Here is a 15,328-nt window from a genome sequence, read left to right on the forward strand (position 1 = left end):
TAAGCGGATTCTAACCGGGGATTTGTTGAGGCGTGTGAACCGACCTAGCCTAAAACCGGGGTGTAAGCTGCTTGAGGCGTGATGACCGGTTTTTGACGGGGTCGTTGTCTGCAGATTCCAAGGCTAGTGAGCACATCTTTGACGCAGTGGCGAAGCCTAAGCGCTGACTTCGCAAACAGCTTGTCACGTCTCATCAGGTGTGTAAAACTGATAGCATGTAGCTTTAAGACGAGAATAGGAGCTTAGTATGTATCGGATAATTTTGTTTGATGTTGATGACACGTTACTGGATTTTAAAGCAGGTGAACTAAAAAGTCTGGCAAAGATGTTTGCCAGACTCAATTTGACTTACTCGCCGCGGATTGAGGCAAGTTATCTGAAAATTAATGCCAGTCTATGGCGTGACTACGAAGCGGGGCGCATCACGCGGCCAGAATTATTTGATGTGCGGTTTGCCAAACTCTTTCGCCATCATCACATTGAGGCTGATCCGCATTTGGCAGAACGCACCTATCATCATTTTTTGGATCAAGAGGCCATTTTGCTGCCGCGAGTTCTGGACACCTTGGATGCGTTGCAGGATTATCGGCTGTTTATTGTCAGCAACGGTATCGAGCCTGTGCAACGTGAACGCTTGGCATCGAGCGGTCTGATTGATTACTTTGAAGATATTTTTGTTTCTGATAGCGTGGGCAGCCCGAAGCCGACCGTGGCCTTTTTTGACTATGTTGCCAAACGCATCCCGCGGTTTGACCGGCGTGAGACATTGATCATGGGCGACTCGCTGACCTCAGACATTCAAGGTGGGATCAATGGCAAAATTGATTCGATTTGGTTTAATCCACATTTTCAGCCAAATCGCGATCACATCACACCGACTTATCAACTCAACGAATTTAGCGATTTGACGAAGCTATTGGCGCTTAACTGAGGTGACTTAGACTGTTTCAACGAGTCGGATGGTGCCGCTTGAGACCACCAATGTGCCAAGATCTGTTTTTAATAGTAAAGCGCCGTTATCATCGAATCCGCTGATCGTCCCGGTCAGCGGATTTTGTGTGCCGCTGACCGTGATGCGGCGACCAACCCATGCTGCTCGTTTGCGGTACGCTGGCATGATGGTCTCGGGATTGGCAAAAAGCCGCATCAAGTGGGTCAAATAACGACCAGCAAGCTCGGGACGCGGATCATTTGCAGGGACCTCGCGCAAAATGGTTGTCATCGGCTGATCATTTGGCAAAGGACCGCTGGCAGCAGGGAAAAGATCGACGCCGGTTCCCAAAATGACAGCATTTTGTTCCAACAACGCTTCGGCTAAAATACCCGCGACTTTCTTACCAGCTTTCTGTAGATCGTTTACCCACTTAATCTGAGTGCTGATGCCAAACTGATCGGCGATTGCTTGTTGAAGCGCAACACCAGCAGCAGGTGTGATTAGGGCACGGTTAATTTGTGGATGAAACGCATAGCTGATGTAAAGTCCAGCATCAGCTGGGCTTGCAAAATGTTTACCATGCCGTCCAACGCCAGCGGTTTGCTGGTCGGCAATTAAAATCTGTGGCAAGGGGCCGCCGTTTTGAACGGACTTTTTTAAAATGACATTTGTGGATGTGACGGTACCTGCTGTGGTGACAGCGGCACGCAAACGGGGATCATCTAACCATGGGTTTAAAGCATCAGGTTCAAACATAAATTGCTTCCTTTCAGACGTTTTGATAACGGTTAACGCCAACAAGGCCGACCTAGTTTAAAACTAAGACGGCCTTGCATGAACTGAATGTCGATAAAATGACGCCCAGAGATTACTTGACCAGGCGACTGATGGCATCGGCATAAATGGCAACAGCCGTGATGATATCCTTAATCGGCATGTATTCGTTAGCTTGATGCATCACATTTTCTTGACCTGGCATTTGGGCACCGAATGCAACGCCGCGCTTAATGATACGACCATAAGTTCCGCCTCCGATCACTTGCTCATGTCCTGGGATCCCGGTGTGATCAGTGAATGTTTGGAGAAGTGTTTTCACCAATGGATCATCCCCTGGCACATAGTGAGGGCCTTGGGCATGACCACTGATGCTTACGGTGACCTTGTCGGCGCCTAATGTCGTCTCAATCTGATCACGAATGGTGTCAGCATCTGTCCCTTGCGGATAACGGACATTCACAAGCACACTTTGTTCGCCATCTTGAGTAAAGGTGAAGATGTCTGGGCTGGCGGTCAATTCGCCCATCAGCTTGTCGGTATAATTGATGCCTAACAGCTTGCCTCGTGAGTCGTTGTGCAAGTATTTAGCGACCATCAGGAGATAAGCTTTACCGGCTGGATCAAATGGCAAGTCTGCCAGTAGATTGGCCAAGTAAGTGCCAGCATTTTTGCCATCTTTTGGCTCCTGTGCATGTGCACCTTTGCCGACAACTTCAATGGTTGTTGGATTACCCAAAGTAAGGGTAAGTTTGACGCCAGCCTCATCCGCCCAAGCGGTTGCTTGTGTGGCAAAAGTTTCTGGTAAATCGCCGGTGATGGTCGCAGTTGCGACTTGCGGCACCATGTTTGGCCGAATCCCGGCCGAGAAGTTGGTGAGCGTTAACTCAGCTGGTGCAGCGGCAATTGGCTTTTGATCGATTTTGAAACTGGCAATGCCTTTTTCACCGTTGATGATTGGAAATTCAGCATCTGGTGAGAAGCCAAAATCCGGTGCCGGCTGGGTTTCCAGATAGCGATGAATCCCGACCCATTCGGATTCTTCATCGGTGCCGATGATAAAGTGGATCTTTTTATTGATTGGCAGGCCAAGATCACGAATCAACTTTAAGGCATAATAAGCTGCGATGCTTGGTCCTTTATCATCGCTAGTGCCACGCCCATAAATTTTACCGTCCTTGATAACGGGTACGAATGGATCAGTTTGCCAACCTGGACCTGCTGGCACAACATCCACATGGCCAAACAAACCAAAGATCTCGTCACCGCTGCCAAGCTCAATGCGACCGGCAACGTTATCAACATTAAGTGTTTTGAAACCATCGCGTTCGGCAATTGTCAAAAAGGCTTCCAGTGCTTTGGCCGGTCCCGGGCCAAGTGGGTACGCCTTTGTTTGATGGTCCGTATCGCGCTCAGAGTTGATTTTCAAAAGGGTTGTCAAGTCTGAAAGGAGTTGCGGTTCTAACTTCTCTGCTTCTTGCTGCCAATTAATCGTCATGAGGTTAACCTACTTTCTTACTGTCATTGTCTTTAGGATAGCATGTTTAATCATGGGAAACTAATAAGCCGTTCATCAAATTGTGAGGGTTGATAGTCACAATTGATGAACGGCTTATGATTGAGCGTGGTTCGGCGATTAACCGATGCCAACGACGCTAGCATTCAACAGTGGTGTGTCAAAGGCCGTGTCGCCTAATGCCCAGTGGACAAGTGGCTTTTGTGCAGCAGGAATACTGCGATATTGACTCATCCAGGTAGTCATATTTTCAGCATCTGGCAACAGTTGCAAATCTTGGGCGTTTAGCCAACCGGTTTTGATCTTTACATAGAGGTGATTGCCTTCATACCGTGCCGCTGTGATGTGATGACGCGTATGGTTAGCGATGTGAGCAATGACATCTTGTTGATGCAACGGATCAGCGTATACTGGCACGCGAAATTTTTTTCCGGTGACAACAGCATTTTGATTAATGAAGAGGCTAGCCCATCCGGCTTGCGGCGCAAGATTGACAGTTGTCGCTGGAACGAAAGCATTGTCGCCAATTTGATAATAGGTGTTGCCAGCAATCGTGATCATGCTGGAAATCATCACAGGGGTTTCAGGCGCTAATTGTTCATGGCGCAACGTCGGCTGATATGGATTTTCGTAAATGGGTAAGGGCGTGGTACTGGAGTTGGCACCAAGATCGTTAATATCGGTTGTCACTGCAGCGGCCTTCAATGCCTGAAATTCATGCCCTAGAGCCGTATAGTTGGTGACGATACCGTCAATGTTGAGATTCACCAGCCAAGTCCATAATGAGCGATTTTCGTTCATCTCGTCCCAGATGTAGACTTTTTTGCCAAGATCGTGAAGTTGGGTCACAAGTTGCGGTGTCACTAAGTCCGAACTCAGGTTGATACCATCTACGTAGGTTAAGACATCAAAATTGATTCGTTTAAGTGAGCCAACAATAAGGATACGGGGCACATTGGGCAAAACGGCTTGAAGCCTTTTTAAGCTTGCAGCGGAAAATGAGTGAAACATCACACGATTTTCCATGTGATACTTTTGGATTAATGCCGCTATTTTGTCTTCGAGATGGGGATGAGGTTCTCCCTTTACGATTTTGGTCTCAATTAGAAATTTATGGTTGGTTTGTTGCTCATGAATGAAGAGATCTTCCAAGCTGTGAATCGGCTCGCCATTTTTGGTATGATATTGCTGAAGTTGAGCAAAGTTCGTTGTGGCAATTGCCAAATTAGCGCCGGTCATTCGTTGAATCGTTGAGTCGTGTTGAATCGCCACGACACCGTCAGCACTTTCATGCACATCCAGTTCGACATAGTCGGCGCCATTATTAAAAGCACTGTCAAAACTTTGGTAAGTCTCTTCCGGATAATTCAACGGATCGCCGCGATGGCCGATCAGCGTGAAACCCGAAAGCAGAAGGAATAAAGGCAGCAATAGCACTGCCAGCGTGAGTCGCTTGCCCATACAGGCTGCTCCTTTCCAGAAAAAAACATCATACCATAAACATAGCACCACAAAGTAGCCGGGACAATTTTTAGAACACGACAAGCAGTGGCTAAATTGATAAAGGAGTACGAAGAACATGGCTGATAAATTTCAAGTTTTCGATTTAATTCAAGAAATCACACGGAATGACGGTAGTCGCTATTTTGAACTAGGTAACGTCATGATGAACGGTCGGGCGGAAAAGGCGGCTATGAAGGGGCTTATTAAACGTGTGCGGATCGTTCAACTAAACATTCCTCATTCAACTGCTGTGACAGCTTACGAACAGTACATCAACGATCATTATGAATTCCCGTCAGCTGATTTGACGAGCTGGGAAGAGTGGGACAAACCAGAAGGGCCGGTACGCCAGGCTTACCACGAGATTCTGAAGCAGAACCATGTTGGATGAGTGGTGATATCGCTGGATCGTCAGCGACAGTAACAATTTAAACAAAACCTAACAAACACTGGCATTCACACTGGTAACGTTGGCTTGGGTGATGCTAGCAGCGGTGCGGTGGCTTTAGTCTCACCTACTGCGCTAACTAGGTGAGCACCATCGCGAATCGTCAGGTAGTTGGCTTGATTTTCGGTTAGTTTGATACACGCCGCATTTTGCGTCACGTTGACGCCACTTATATAATGTAGGGCATATGAAAGTAGGGCATTCACTAGGTTGATTTTGGCCGCGTGAATGTGAGGAGGCGTCAGCGTGAAGTATTTTGGTAAATGGCTTATTCCGTTCGTTGCGGCAATTGCGGTTTTTATTGGCATGCAGTTTGATAGCAGTCTTTACGCCAAACCAGTCGGTCGTGTCGAATCAGTTCAAGTCATTAAAACGACCAGTCATGATGATGAGGATCAGAATCATGATCGGCTAACCAAGCAACAGGTTAAAGTGCGTTTACTGAACACAGCAAAACGCGGGCAAAGCGTCACCATTCATAATACGTACTCGTTCAGCGGCGGTTTAGACAATCAGTTGCGGCCAGGTGAACAAATCTTTTTAGATGTCGATAAGGGCGTCTATACGCTCAACAACATCAAACGCGATGCCATCCTTGCGGCGTTGCTTGTTTTGACATTTGGCCTAATTTTTTTGGTTATGGGGCGTCGCGCTTGGTTAACAAGTATTAGTATTCTTTTGAACACGGTGATCTTTTTTATCGCGGTAACGTGGGAAATTGGCAGTAAGCAATGGCAGGCGTGGTGGTTGTTTGTTGGTCTAGCAGTCGTATTTACAATTCTGACTGCGGTTTTCATTGTTGGTTTTAAGCCGATTGCCGTCACGATTTCACTGGGATCGTTACTGGCAACTGGCCTTGCTGTGGCGCTAGGCTATGGTGTACTGACGTTGACAAATTATAACGGTGTGCATCTGGAAGAAGTGAAATATGCGACGCAAATGCCGCAATTGCTGTTCTTCGCTCAGATTGTTATTGGTTCATTAGGCGCTGTTCTTGATGAAGCAAGTGACATTTCAGTGGCGATTTTTCAGTTGCATGACAGCGCCAAAGAACGGTTTCAGGCAGGTATGGCAATCGGCCGGAATGTCATGGGACCGCTAATTTCAGTGCTCTTTATGATCTTTATTGCTGATACTTTTGTGGAATCAGTGCTATGGATTCGTAATAATAACTCGATTGCACAAACAGTCATTTGGGTGATGGGGCTTGGGTTTGCCCAAAGTTTAATTAGTGCCTTCGGAATTGTCCTAGCGGTGCCAATGACGAGCGGTTTAGCCGCGTTTATGGCTAAAATAAAGAAGGTGGCAGCATGAATGCAATTCTTGCCTTGGCACTATTGCTACTAGTCATGATGCTCTTGATTGGGGGCAAACAAGGCCTAGCCAATTTCTTTGCGCTGACGGTCAATGCTTTGCTTATGATTTTAGTCGTGATTTTGATGGCGAGCGGGTTCAATCCAATTATTCTCGCTGTGGTATTCGGATTGATTATTTTAGCCAGCACCATTTTCTTGAGCACGAGTCATGTAGCGGTTGCGGGTCCAGCGTTTGTTTCCGCGTTGCTAATCATGACGTTGCTTGTGGGGCTCATTATTTTGACTATGACGCTCAGTCAGACAGCTGGCTTTGGACCAGAAGATTCAGAAAGTCTTGAAGGCTTCTCTGTTTACATCGGGGTTAGTTTTCCGCATATTTTGATTGCAACAACCTTATTAGGCACGCTGGGAGCCATCGCGGAGGCGGCCATTGCCGTAGCGGCGGGGATGGATGAAATCAAGGATCAAGCAAGTGATGCCGGCATCAAACAGATGGGGCATGAGATTATTGGCACGGCGTTAAATACATTGTTCTTTGGTTTTTTTGGCGGGTTTTCATCATTGTTCATTTGGTTTGCATCTTTGCGCTATCCGTTCAGCCAAATCATCAATAATAAAATCTTTGTTGGGGAGTTGTTGCAAGTCTTGATTTCGGTCATTGCCGTTGTTTTGACGGTACCGATGACAACTTGGGTTGTGACAACTCGTCATGCGCATCGCAGAAAGGAATAATATGCAGTATTTCATTGCAGACACTCATTTTTTTCACGCCGATCTATTAGGCCAAAACGATTTTGCACCGCGACTTTTCCCCTCTGTTGAGGCTATGGACACGGCAATGATCAATGCTTGGAATGCTCGCGTGGGGGATCGGGATATTGTCTATCATTTAGGCGATATCGCGATGAATCCTGAGCATTTTCCGCAACCACCAGAAGTGCTTGGTATATTAAAACAGCTGAACGGTCGAATTGTCTTCATTAAAGGGAACCATGATTATGAGTCACTGTTCAAGTTTCTTCATCGAAATGATCCTGGTGTGAATGGACAGCCAAAATTCACGTTTCATGATGTTGGCACCATTATTAAGGACGACCATACACAATTCATTATGACGCACTACCCGTTGATGATGGGGATTGTCAAACAAACACTGAATTTACATGGCCATATTCATCACAACAGCGTCAATCTCGCTGAGAATATTAATGTCGGGGTAGATGCACCGGAACGCGATTTGTTGATGCCACACCTGCCATTTGGGACACCGCTGTCCGCTGCTGAAGTGCATGAAATTTATCGGCTTAAGGCCCAGGCGTTAGCCCAAAATCGATGAACAACCGTTTGTTTGACCGCCCGCTTATCAGAGCATAGGATAAAAATAAGAAAGCGCGCCGGTGATTCACCAGTTAGAGTATTTATTTTTGCCGGCACAGGGAGGTTTCTCGTGGAAAAGTTAGTGATCCTGCATACCAATGATCTGCATTCTCATTTTGAAAATTGGCCGAAGATTCGGCGGTTTATGTTGGGAACACGCGCTGCAGAACAAGCAGAAGGCGCGAGTGTGTTGGCATTTGATGACGGGGATGCGATGGATCGCTCAGCGCCCTTAACGGAAGCTACGCAAGGTCAGATCAATGTGCAATTGCTGAATGAAATTGGTTACGATGCAGCAACCATCGGCAATAATGAAGGTGTCGGTAACCCGCATGATGTGCTGGAACATTTATACGATCATGCGAACTTTCCAGTGGCACTGGCTAATTTATTCGAGGTTGACGGCAGCCGACCGACATGGGCTAAACCGTTTGTGCGAACGCAAACGCGTGCTGGTACACGCATTGCGATTGTCGGATTCACGGCGCCATTTTTTCTGACATATCGACCAAATGGCTGGCAAGTTAAAACCGTGGCGGATGTATTTCCGGATATTTTGAAGCAATTATCAGGTACCTATGACGTGTTAATTGTGCTGTCACATTTAGGAATTGAGGCTGATCGGCACTTAGCAAAACAGTATCCAGAGATTGATGTCGTGATCGGAGGCCATACGCATCATTTATTGGCAGACGGTGAGTTACATGGCACCACCTTATTAACAGCTGCAGAAAAGTATGGCCATTATGTCGGCAAAGTGACGCTGACGCTGGATGATCAGCATCAAATTATCACCCGTCAGGCCGAGACATTTAAAACTGAGCTCATGCAAGCGGCAGCTGCTGACCCGCGTGAGATACAGGGCTATGAGAGCAAAGGAATTGCTTTGCTCAAGCAGCATCAGGTGGCGCGGTTGCCCAAACAGCTATCGATCAAATATGATGGGCCTTCACCATTACTGGATTTAGGTTTAGAAGCATTGGCTGATGGCGCTCAGGTGGACGCGGCGATTTTAAATGCCGGACTTTTCCTTATGCCGCTGGGTCCGGGTGTTGTAACCCAAGCGGATTTATTAACCTGTTTGCCGCATCCCATGCATCTGTTAAAAGTAACGCTGAGTGGTAAGGAACTGTGGCGCTTAATCATGGAAATGGAAAAGAATCGAATGTTCCTGCGACATTTTCATATGATCGGCATGAGTTTTCGTGGAAAGATTTTTGGTGACATTGGTTACCGGGGGATTAGCGTTAATCGTGAAAAACGGGTTGTTCTATGGCATGGGAAACCGTTGGTGCCAGAACAACAATATACGTTTGTGACGGTGGACAATTTTCTGTTCATTCCATTCTTTCCAACCATTGAGATTATGGGCAGCAATGAATTGCTTTTTCCTAAGCTATTACGGAATGTGGTGGGCGAGTACTTAGCTCAAAAATATCCATTATGATTTCGTGATATACTTTGCGAAGCATCAGCACACATAAGGAGGTGAGCACATGGGCGAACATGAACCGCTTATGCAACAAATCGATGCCGCATTGACCCCAGAAGCTGATAAAGATTCGCGGGTGGTCATTGTTAACGGTGATTTACTAACGATTGATGGTCGCCGCTATCGCCTTGTTAAGGATCACCGAAATGCTTTTGATGTTGCGCGTTTGAACGAACGCTACAACGAAATTCTTGATAAGTATGATTATATCGTTGGTGATTGGGGCTATGATCAGCTGCGTTTACGCGGATTCTATAAAGATGATCGACGCGGTGTCAGCAAAGACCAGCTCATCGGCACACTTGAAGATTATTTGTATGAATATTGTAATTTTGGCTGTGCTTACTTTGTTTTGGCGTGTTTAGACAAGTCAGTGACAAAAGGGCAGCCGCATCGTCGTCAGGGACATCGTGAGGCGGGGCAGAGATCAGAAACGATCAAACCAGTGCATCGCCAGACACCCCCAACAAATCGGCGCAACAGCCAAAACAATAAGCATAAGCCACGGTCAGCAAAAGCGGAAAAACCGTATACGGAAAAAACAACCCGACCAACCAAAATTCGCGGCGATCAGGCTAAAACTATCAATCAGACACAACCACGCAAGCGACATTTTACGATTCGGCGGCGTGAGACTAATAAGAAGTAGGGACGAACTTGAAGTATAAAGGCTATATGATCGATCTTGATGGCACTATCTATCGCGGTAAGGAGCGGATTCCCGCTGCAAAGGATTTCGTTGAACGACTACAGGCGGCACAAATCCCGTTTTTATTTTTAACTAACAACACGACCAAAAGTCCAGAAGATGTGGTCAAAAACTTAGCAGAGAATCATGATATTCATGTCCAACCGGCGCAGGTATACACCCCGGCACTAGCAACTGCAGCGTATCTGACCGACCTTAATCATGGCGATGTGACGGGTAAGTCTATTTATATCATTGGCGAGTTAGGCCTCAAGCAGGCGTTGCTGGATACTGGATTACGATTAAATGAAGTTGATCCGGATTATGTGGTCGTCGGCCTTGACTATGATGTGACTTATCATAAGTTTGAACTGGCAACACTGGCGATTAAACGCGGGGCAAAGTTTATTGGGACGAATGCTGACACCAATCTCCCGAATGAGCGCGGTTTGGTTCCAGGCGCGGGCTCATTGATCGCGCTAGTGGAGCGCAGCACACAGCAGCGGGCTTTTTACATTGGCAAACCCGAACCAACGATTATGGAGAAAGCCTTGAAAAAAATGGGCTTACCTAAAGAAGCGGTTGCCATGGTTGGCGATAATTACAACACGGACATTAAGGCAGGGCTGAATGCTGGTATTGATACGATTTTAGTGTATACCGGCGTTTCTACCCGTGATTATGTTTCCAAGCAAGTCCATCAGCCCACACATCAGATTGATGCCTTGACGGATTGGGAGGTTTAACCTCCATGAAGCGTATTGCTCAATGGGTGGCGTTGTGGCTAGCCATCATTAGTGTCCTTGTGTTCATGACGATTTTAAGTACGCTGATCACTTTTCCAGTTTATGCACACATGGATGATCTACCGCAGATTGCCGTGATGTCCCTTGGCCGGCTTTATCAGAATTATTTGCAGCTGATGGCTTACTTAAATTTACCGTGGGTTGGTACTCTGCATATGAATGATTTCCCCACAAGCGTACATGGCGCCATTCATTTTGCGGACGTTCGCCACCTCTTTCTCTTCGATATAGGGGTTGCTGTGGTCACGGTCCCATTTGCGGTACGCTGGTTGCATCAACTTCGCATTGCCAGAAAAAGATATTTGTTGGTTCGTCCGTTTATGATTGGGGCCGTGGTACCTGTTGTGTTGACGGCTATATTAGCGGTAAACTTCGACCAATTTTTCATCACGTTTCATGAAGTCCTTTTTCGCAATAGCGACTGGCTGTTTGACCCGGCGACTGATCCGATCATCAACGTTTTGCCTGAAGGATTCTTCATGTTGTGTTTTCTGACAGCATTTGCTTTGTTTGAAGCTGTCATGATCTGGGGCATTTGGCGCGGGCGTCAAGATGCGAAGGTGGCATGATTGGCAGCGCAAGCAAAAACGCATCGCTTGTCACGTGGAATTTACCACGTGACAGGCGATGCGTTTTTTTGATGCAAATCATTTTGCTCAGCGTTCAGTAGCTTTAGCTGTCCGGGTTTTAATGGCAGCAATGACCATCGGTAGAAGGGAAATGATCACGATACCGATGGCAACCAACGAAAAGTGTTCTTTCACGAAGGTGACATTGCCGAAGTAGAAACCGCCGAAAACGCACATGGTGACCCAGAGGAAACCGCCTAACAGATTGTAATGGATAAACTTGCCGTAATGCATTCGGGAGCCGCCGGAAACAAACGGCGCAAATGTCCGAATCAGCGGCATAAAGCGGGCGATGGCAATCGTCTTACCGCCGTGCTTGTCGAAGAAAGCCTCCGCCTGCTTCAGTTTGTCGCGATTGATCAGCCGTCCAAACCAGCCATTGCCAGTGGATGCTGCCGAACCAACGCGCTTGCCAATTTCATAATTGACGGTGTCGCCAATAACCGCAGCAGCCAGAAAGACGGCGAAGAGAATCCACACATTCAGGTTATACGCGGCATTTGCAGCCAACGCGCTTGCAGCAAATAGCAATGAATCACCAGGCAGGAAGGGGAAAATAACGACACCTGTTTCGATGAAGACCATCGCAAAAAGGATGGCGTAGGTCCAAGGGCCGAAGCTATTAACGATGGTAATCAGATGCTCATCAATATGCATGATGAAGTCGAACAGTTGGGTCATCTTGTGAACTCCTTTAATGAATTACAGCTTATTATACGGATTGATGTGAAAATTTCATGAATCCTGACAGAATTTTACCAAAACATCAATAAATGTCGTCTTCAATTTCTGGATGTGAATGAGCAAGTCGACTTGCTGCAGCAGCAGCAGTGGCTCCCACGATATCATCTAAAAAGGTGTGGATAATGCCAGGCTCATGGGCGTTCAGCTTAGCTAAGATCCCTGGCTTGATGCGATCAATATAACCGTAATTGGTAAAACCAATCGAACCATATACATTGACAATCGAGAAGGCAAGCACCTCGTCAACGCCATATAAACCTTCATCTTCAGCGATGATTTTTTGCAACGGTTCTTCCAAACTGTTAGCTTCTGCTGCCTTGTCCAAAGCAATACCAGTCATCACAGCATTTTGAACTTCACGTTTGCGTAGAACAATGCGCACATTTTGTGTGGCTTCTTCGAGTGTCAGCTTGGGGATGAAGCGTTCTTGCAGGAACATTACAAGTTCGCCAATATCGGATATCCGAACCCCGCGTTCATGTAACAGTTGAATCGTGCGGTCATACAATTTTTCTTCATTCGTCATGTTTTTGCTCCTTGATGGGTAAATTGCGCAGATGAGCGTTAATGATACAACTGAGTACTGTGCAAGGCCTGACGTCGATCTGGATATAAGCGGCTTAAGGCCTCATTGATAGCGGTTGGCGCTTCTCCAAAACCGCTGGCAATCAACGGCAACTTGCCAGCATAGCTGACAGCATCGCCAATTGCAAAAATGCCGGGACGACTCGTCTGCATTTGTGTGTCCACCAGTATACCATTACGATCCGTGTCAAGTTGCCAAGCCTGTAGGTGGTGTTTGTCGGTGACAAATCCATAATTGATCAACAGCTTGTCGACGGTGAGCGTTGGCTGTGCCTCGCCGCGAACTTCCTTCAATTGAATCGCTAACTGATCATCTTGAGGGGTGACTGATTCGATCAGGTAAGGCGTCTGGATTGTCACACTGCTTTTTTCAAGTGCAGCAACACTGGCTTCCAAGCCGCGAAATTTGGCACGACGGTGAATCAGACTGACATGTTTGGCAACCGGTTCAAGTGCCAGTGCCCAATCAATTGCAGAATCACCACCACCAGCCACGGCCACTTCCTGATCCCGAAAAGTTTCCAAATCCTGCACGAAGTAGAACAGTTTTTTGCCTTCCAATGCCGGATCATAGTCAACAGCTAACTTGCGCGGCGTAAAAGCACCACCACCGGTTGCCACGATCACAGTTTTACTGCGGAAATCGCCTTGACTTGTATGCAATGTGAAAAAGCCATCTGGATCTTGATCGATCGTCTGTACTTCCGTAGCGGTCTTGACTTCAGGATGAAAATGCACGAGCTGAGTTTTGAGCTGCGTGACAAGGTCTTTGCCACTAACATGCGGGAATCCGCCAATATCATAGAGAATTTTGGCAGGGTATAAGTTGCCTGTTTGGCCGCCAAGCTCGTCAAGACTCTCCAATAACAAAACGTCTGCCTGGCGCAAACCCGCATAAAAAGCGGCGAACATCCCAACCGGGCCGCCGCCGATTACCGTGATTTCATATACATGCTGCACTGACATTTGCAATGCTCCGTTTCTATATAGTATGACGTCCATACACTACCATATTTTCACGATAAGTACCAAAATAGGCTGAACACCGGTCTGTCAAGTGTGATTAGCCCGTAAGCAGCCTTTTTAATAGACGATCGTTGCATCAGCAAGCCTGTGTAGTTTGCGCTCAGGGGCTGGGCTGGTATACTACGCCTAGTACAAGAACGTTAACTTGTAAAGGAGATTGATCATGGATTACCCACAATTAGAACTCAAAGACTTTAAGGGACCAAAAGCGATTTTTGAAACAAGCGAAGGTCGCTTTGAAATCGCACTTTTCCCTGAACAGGCGCCAAAGACAGTTGAAAACTTTGTAGGCCTTGCCAAAAAACATTATTACGACGGTTTGATCTTTCACCGGATTATTGATGATTTCATGATTCAAGGCGGCGACCCCACCGGTACCGGCATGGGCGGTGAAAGTCTCTGGGGGAAGCCCTTTAATGATGAATTTTCAAATCAGCTATTCAATTTGAAAGGTGCACTTTCAATGGCCAATGCTGGTCCAAATACGAATGGCAGCCAATTCTTCATTGTGACTAATGCGCATTTAGACCCGAGCATGCAGGCGCAACTAAGTGAGGCTGGATTCCCAGAACCCATCATTGAAGCGTATAAACAAGGCGGTACACCGTGGCTCGATCATCGCCACACAGTCTTTGGCCAAGTCCTAAGTGGCCTGTCCGTGGTTGAGAAGATTAGTAAAGTCAAAACAGGTGCTAATGATAAGCCGGTTGAACCGGTCACGATTGATCAGGTTACGATTGAAGACTAATATTGGTCGGCAATGATTTTTAGGGTATACTCAAAGAGAAATCCAATGAAATGAAGTGTCAGAATGGAATATCGCATAGGAGATATCTTGACTGGCAAAGTGACAGGCGTTCAACCTTATGGCGCGTTTGTCATGCTTGATGAGCACACGCAAGGTTTAGTGCACATCTCAGAATGCCAGCATGGTTATGTCAAGGACACCAGCGATATTTTTACCGTCGGCCAGCGAGTTGAAGTTGTGATTTTGGACATCGACGAATATACCCAAAAAATCAGTTTATCCTTACGTGCCTTACAAGCGTCGCCTAGAATGAGTAAAAAGCGTCGCCGCAAGCATTATTGGACCAGTCGTAAATTTCACACAGGCTTTGCACCGATTGCCGCTCGGTTAGACGGGTGGGTCGCTGAAGCACTTGATCATTTAGACGAAGAACCGGCTCACAAATGAGCCGGTTCTTTTTTCTGAACTTTTGTCACGATGAATAGAATAATGTTCGCAGAAATGCTGAATTTTTATGCAATTCTGGAGAAAACGTTCGCGATCTTTCGGTATTTTAAAATGTTTCAATTTGCATGAATTTTTTATTGACTACATCGTTAAAGTGCTGGTATGATACTTGTTGTTGTCAAAACAAAAGGCGCTGATCTTTAGCGGATATACTTAATTAGATCAAGTTGATGGCTTGCGCAATGTGCGACGTCGAGAACAGATGAATAAATATTCAATGTTTAAAAAGACGTTG

General features: G+C 46.6%; 18 protein-coding genes. 11 read left to right on the forward strand and 7 right to left on the reverse strand.

The features are described 5' to 3' along the window. Window positions 1-247 precede the first annotated feature (247 nt). Window positions 248-931: a YjjG family noncanonical pyrimidine nucleotidase gene (locus LBPC_RS03775; protein WP_003566798.1), complete on the forward strand. Its 684-nt coding sequence runs from the start codon at window positions 248-250 to the stop codon at window positions 929-931. 6 nt (window positions 932-937) lie between these two features. On the opposite strand, the gene LBPC_RS03780 is transcribed toward LBPC_RS03775, so the two are convergent. The 3 genes from LBPC_RS03780 to LBPC_RS03790 all read right to left on the reverse strand — a co-directional run bounded on the left by LBPC_RS03780 (window position 938) and on the right by LBPC_RS03790 (window position 4,685). Next, window positions 938-1,690, reverse strand: a complete 753-nt coding sequence (locus LBPC_RS03780; protein ID WP_003566799.1) for a biotin--[acetyl-CoA-carboxylase] ligase — start codon at window positions 1,688-1,690, stop codon at window positions 938-940. A 112-nt stretch (window positions 1,691-1,802) separates the two neighbouring features. Then, on the reverse strand, window positions 1,803-3,206 hold the full coding sequence (gene pepV, locus LBPC_RS03785) for a dipeptidase PepV (RefSeq protein ID WP_003569363.1): 1,404 nt from the start codon (window positions 3,204-3,206) through the stop codon (window positions 1,803-1,805). Between the two features lie 138 nt (window positions 3,207-3,344). After that, window positions 3,345-4,685, reverse strand: coding sequence for a glycerophosphodiester phosphodiesterase (locus tag LBPC_RS03790; protein ID WP_003662961.1), 1,341 nt, complete (start codon window positions 4,683-4,685; stop codon window positions 3,345-3,347). Between the two features lie 118 nt (window positions 4,686-4,803). On the opposite strand from LBPC_RS03790, the gene LBPC_RS03795 reads away from it, so the two are divergent. Continuing rightward, complete coding sequence (locus tag LBPC_RS03795; RefSeq protein WP_003566802.1) at window positions 4,804-5,118, forward strand: hypothetical protein; 315 nt, start codon at window positions 4,804-4,806, stop codon at window positions 5,116-5,118. Window positions 5,119-5,183: 65 nt separating this feature from the next. Here LBPC_RS03795 and LBPC_RS16940 read toward each other — a convergent pair whose 3' ends face one another. Continuing rightward, a complete protein-coding gene (locus LBPC_RS16940) occupies window positions 5,184-5,333 on the reverse strand; it encodes a hypothetical protein (protein ID WP_016363517.1) in 150 nt (49 codons plus the stop codon). 88 nt (window positions 5,334-5,421) lie between these two features. Here LBPC_RS16940 and LBPC_RS03800 point away from each other — a divergent pair, with 88 nt between their 5' ends. From LBPC_RS03800 to LBPC_RS03830, 7 genes are all read left to right on the forward strand, one after another. Next, window positions 5,422-6,489, forward strand: a complete 1,068-nt coding sequence (locus LBPC_RS03800; RefSeq protein WP_003593697.1) for a YibE/F family protein — start codon at window positions 5,422-5,424, stop codon at window positions 6,487-6,489. After that, window positions 6,486-7,223, forward strand: a complete 738-nt coding sequence (locus LBPC_RS03805; protein ID WP_003569367.1) for a YibE/F family protein — start codon at window positions 6,486-6,488, stop codon at window positions 7,221-7,223. The genes LBPC_RS03800 and LBPC_RS03805 overlap by 4 nt, the downstream gene beginning before the upstream one ends. Before the next feature lies 1 nt (window position 7,224). Then, complete coding sequence (locus LBPC_RS03810; RefSeq protein ID WP_003569369.1) at window positions 7,225-7,827, forward strand: metallophosphoesterase; 603 nt, start codon at window positions 7,225-7,227, stop codon at window positions 7,825-7,827. Between the two features lie 111 nt (window positions 7,828-7,938). Beyond that, window positions 7,939-9,315 (forward strand): bifunctional metallophosphatase/5'-nucleotidase, encoded by a 1,377-nt coding sequence (locus LBPC_RS03815; RefSeq protein WP_003574158.1) that lies wholly within the window; start codon window positions 7,939-7,941, stop codon window positions 9,313-9,315. A 49-nt stretch (window positions 9,316-9,364) separates the two neighbouring features. Next, window positions 9,365-10,009 (forward strand): YutD family protein, encoded by a 645-nt coding sequence (locus LBPC_RS03820; protein WP_003566806.1) that lies wholly within the window; start codon window positions 9,365-9,367, stop codon window positions 10,007-10,009. An 8-nt stretch (window positions 10,010-10,017) separates the two neighbouring features. Continuing rightward, entirely contained in the window at window positions 10,018-10,794 is a 777-nt protein-coding gene (locus LBPC_RS03825) for a TIGR01457 family HAD-type hydrolase (RefSeq protein ID WP_003566807.1), read from the forward strand. Between the two features lie 5 nt (window positions 10,795-10,799). Beyond that, window positions 10,800-11,423 (forward strand): TIGR01906 family membrane protein, encoded by a 624-nt coding sequence (locus LBPC_RS03830; RefSeq protein WP_003566809.1) that lies wholly within the window; start codon window positions 10,800-10,802, stop codon window positions 11,421-11,423. An 87-nt stretch (window positions 11,424-11,510) separates the two neighbouring features. Here LBPC_RS03830 and LBPC_RS03835 read toward each other — a convergent pair whose 3' ends face one another. From LBPC_RS03835 to LBPC_RS03845, 3 genes are all read right to left on the reverse strand, one after another. After that, entirely contained in the window at window positions 11,511-12,164 is a 654-nt protein-coding gene (locus tag LBPC_RS03835; RefSeq protein ID WP_003566811.1) for a VTT domain-containing protein, read from the reverse strand. Window positions 12,165-12,249: 85 nt separating this feature from the next. After that, the gene (locus LBPC_RS03840) at window positions 12,250-12,753 is read right to left on the reverse strand and encodes a phosphatidylglycerophosphatase A family protein (protein WP_003566812.1); all 504 of its coding nucleotides are present in this window, start codon (window positions 12,751-12,753) and stop codon (window positions 12,250-12,252) included. 38 nt (window positions 12,754-12,791) lie between these two features. Beyond that, on the reverse strand, window positions 12,792-13,778 hold the full coding sequence (locus tag LBPC_RS03845) for an NAD(P)/FAD-dependent oxidoreductase (protein WP_003566813.1): 987 nt from the start codon (window positions 13,776-13,778) through the stop codon (window positions 12,792-12,794). Window positions 13,779-14,001: 223 nt separating this feature from the next. On the opposite strand from LBPC_RS03845, the gene LBPC_RS03850 reads away from it, so the two are divergent. Both LBPC_RS03850 and LBPC_RS03855 read left to right on the forward strand, forming a co-directional pair. Continuing rightward, window positions 14,002-14,586, forward strand: a complete 585-nt coding sequence (locus LBPC_RS03850) for a peptidylprolyl isomerase (RefSeq protein WP_003566814.1) — start codon at window positions 14,002-14,004, stop codon at window positions 14,584-14,586. A gap of 63 nt (window positions 14,587-14,649) precedes the next feature. Next, window positions 14,650-15,033 (forward strand): CvfD/Ygs/GSP13 family RNA-binding post-transcriptional regulator, encoded by a 384-nt coding sequence (locus tag LBPC_RS03855; protein WP_003566816.1) that lies wholly within the window; start codon window positions 14,650-14,652, stop codon window positions 15,031-15,033. Window positions 15,034-15,328 lie beyond the last annotated feature (295 nt).

Source organism: Lacticaseibacillus paracasei subsp. paracasei (assembly GCF_000829035.1).
GTDB classification, from domain to species: Bacteria; Bacillota; Bacilli; order Lactobacillales; family Lactobacillaceae; genus Lacticaseibacillus; species Lacticaseibacillus paracasei.